This window comes from bacterium, assembly GCA_037131655.1.
Classification (GTDB): Bacteria; Armatimonadota; Fimbriimonadia; order Fimbriimonadales; family JBAXQP01; genus JBAXQP01.
The window spans coordinates 1-2,892 of sequence record JBAXQP010000321.1 but is presented as its reverse complement, the minus strand read 5'-3'; the positions used below and the strand labels follow the sequence as shown (position 1 = coordinate 2,892).

Annotated in this window: 4 protein-coding genes; 2 read left to right on the top strand and 2 right to left on the bottom strand. The window is 47.6% G+C overall.

Annotated elements, in window-relative coordinates; all coding sequences use genetic code 11:
- Positions 1 to 55 precede the first annotated feature (55 nt).
- Together WCO51_11845 and WCO51_11840 are read left to right on the top strand one after the other, a co-directional pair.
- Positions 56 to 1,234: an AAA family ATPase gene (locus WCO51_11845; GenBank protein ID MEI6513946.1), complete on the top strand. Its 1,179-nt coding sequence runs from the start codon at positions 56 to 58 to the stop codon at positions 1,232 to 1,234.
- On the top strand, positions 1,231 to 1,797 hold the full coding sequence (locus WCO51_11840; protein MEI6513945.1) for a DUF4276 family protein: 567 nt from the start codon (positions 1,231 to 1,233) through the stop codon (positions 1,795 to 1,797). Before WCO51_11845 ends, WCO51_11840 begins: the two co-directional genes overlap by 4 nt.
- A 29-nt stretch (positions 1,798 to 1,826) precedes the next feature.
- Here the strand turns inward: WCO51_11840 and WCO51_11835 are convergent, their stop codons facing one another.
- Together WCO51_11835 and WCO51_11830 are read right to left on the bottom strand one after the other, a co-directional pair.
- On the bottom strand, positions 1,827 to 2,264 hold the full coding sequence (locus WCO51_11835) for an FHA domain-containing protein (protein MEI6513944.1): 438 nt from the start codon (positions 2,262 to 2,264) through the stop codon (positions 1,827 to 1,829).
- Between the two features lie 52 nt (positions 2,265 to 2,316).
- The coding region (locus tag WCO51_11830) for a hypothetical protein (protein ID MEI6513943.1) at positions 2,317 to 2,892 on the bottom strand (576 nt) is incomplete at its 5' end.

The window sequence follows — 2,892 nt, the reverse complement described above, 5'->3', positions numbered from 1 at the left end:
CCCTTACAACCTTAACTGGTAGTATGTTATAATTACAGATGTTTGGAGAAATAATATGAAAATAGAAAGCATTAGAATTGAGAATTTCAAAGTATTAAAGAAAATTGAATTGAAATCTCTGCCCAATATGTGTGTATTTGTTGGTGCCAACGGTGTTGGGAAATCTACTCTTTTTGATGTGTTCAGTTTTCTTCAAGATTGCTTGCTCCATAATGTCCGTCAGGCGCTTATTCGACGTGGCGGGTATAAGGAAGTTGTCACCCGTAATACAAATGGGCCAATCAAGTTCGAGTTAAAATTTCGTGTTGATACCGATGGCCCACTAGTGACATATGAACTGCATATTGGATTACGTGATAATCAGCCGGTAGTTGAACGAGAGTTGCTGAAATATCGGCGCGGTCAGCAAGGGCGTCCATGGTGTTTTTTGAATTTTCGTTTTGGCGAAGGTGATGCCATTACAAATGAGGCAGATTACGTTGATGAAAATGCTACAGAGGAGCGTGAACAGCAGAAACTCGATTCGCCTGACGTGCTTGCAATTAAAGGTTTGGGACAGTTTGAACGCTTCCGTGCAGTGGTAGCATTTCGTAAGTTGATAGAGAATTGGCATGTTTCCGACCTGCACATTACTGATGCGCGAGAAAGCCAGGATGCCGGCGTCGCAGAGCATCTGTCCCGTCGTGGTGAGAATCTCTCGCTGGTGGCGCAGTATATGTACCAGGAGCACCGGGATATCTTCAATTTAGTTCTGAAGAAAATGACCCAGCGTGTGCCCGGTGTCACCAATGTTGAAGCTGCGGAAACTGCTGATGGCCGTATAGTATTACGATTTCAGGATGGTGCTTTTAAGGATCCCTTCATATCTCGCTTCGTTTCAGATGGCACGGTAAAGATGTTCGCCTACCTACTCTTATTACATGATCCCGCGCCTCATCCTTTACTGGCCGTTGAAGAACCGGAGAACCAACTGCATCCAGAGTTACTGGCGGAATTGGCCGAGGAATTTCGTGAGTATGCACGAGGGGACGGGCAGGTATTTATCTCGACCCATTCGCCTGACTTTGTCAATGGAGTTGAATTGAACGAACTGTTCTGGCTGACGAAAAAGGATGGAATTACTAGTATAACGCACGCTAGTGACAGTAACCTTCTCAATGATTTGAAAGCAGCAGGCGATCTACCAGGTGCGCTCTGGAAACAAGGCCTGTTTGTCGGGGCGGGGCCACGATGAGCAAGTTGGTATTCCTCCTGGAAGAGAAATCAATGGAGATTGTCTTGGAGAATCTGCTTCCCAGGGTTCTCCCTGGTGTAGTATGCCAATTTGTATCACACGAAGGTAAGTCGGATCTAGAACTCTCAATTCCACGTAAGTTAATGGCCTGGAAAGAGCCAGGAGTACGCTTTATCGTAGTGCGTGATAATGATGGAGCTGATTGTAAGCAGGTAAAAAAACGATTGTTAGAAAGATGTGATTCTGCGGGACGTGCGGATACCCTCGTTCGGATCGTCTGCCAGCAACTCGAATGCTGGTATATTGGCGATCTGCTAGCGATAGAACGTGCTTTTAATCTGCCGGGATTGTCGGCGCTGGGGAAGAAGCAGAAATATCGCAATCCTGACTTCCTCAACAATGGTAGTGAAGAATTTAAAAAATTGACGGGGAGTTCTGGGAAGCTTTCGGCTGCGCGCCGTATCGCACAGTACATAGACCCGGAGCGGAATCTATCGCATAGTTTTCAGGTATTTATTGCTGGAGTAAAACGAATAGCTGAACAAGGCACTCTTAATCTGTAGAATCCAGTTCAAACAGGTATTACTCTTCGCTACCGCACCTCCAACACCGTCTCCGCCAGTTGTATCCGGTCGCCTATTGCCAGGCGGGTGGGGGTTTTGATGAGGGTGTCGTTGTGCAGAGTGCCGTTGGTGCTGTGCAGGTCTTCCAGCAGCCAGTCGTCGCCCAGCCGGTTGGTGCGTGCATGATGGGCACTGACCAGGTCGACAAGCAGGATGATATCATTATCATCGGCGCGCCCGATGGTGAGTGGTCTATCTAGCAGGTAGTATTGCCCGGTGGCGGGGATGGGGCCGGAGACTACCGCCAGGGATTTGACTCCCGGAAGAGCAGCAGGCGGGGCTGGCTCCGGGCGTGACGCCGCGCGGGCGTCCGCAAAAAGTGCGAATACCATGGTGACGAGAAAAATGAAGAGCAGGGCCAGTACGCCCATCCGTGCCAGCCAGAGTGTCATCTCAGTAATTTCCATTTTGCCCTCCATTATGATGATAACGGTGATTAGAGAAAGCTGCAAGCGTTGGCTATTTCGTAGCTTTCATCTCGTTAAACATATGGGTGAATATGCCAGACATCACTTCCCAGCCTTCTTGTGGTGCGCTCCCTACGATGAGGAGGCGTTTACCATTACTATCCCGCACCGCCCATGAACCATGCATATTGATGGTGCGAATTCGTAAAGGCAATTCACCGTGGCGTTCTTTTTTTGTGTAGGTAAATTCGTTGAAACCAGCATCGCGAGTATCACCGCTGTTGTGCGGTAGCTCTATATATCTTGTATATTTCATATACTCATTTGGTGAAGGGGAAGTATCATCCGCAGATATGGGAATAACATATATGCTGACCTCACTGGATGGAACAATGAAAAGGTCTGGAGCATTACTGTAATCATCCTCCGTCCCTGACCTTCTAATATACTCTTCTTGTGATATGACCTTCCACTTTTCTGGATATGGTATGGAATATCCGAGTGAGGATGTATAGGGCTTTTCCCATGTGGTGACATTTTCAGGCACAGAGACCGGACGCCATAAGCTGAATGAAAGAAATGCGGAAAGGACCATCATGAAGGCAAATAAGTATGCCAGAATACGTGC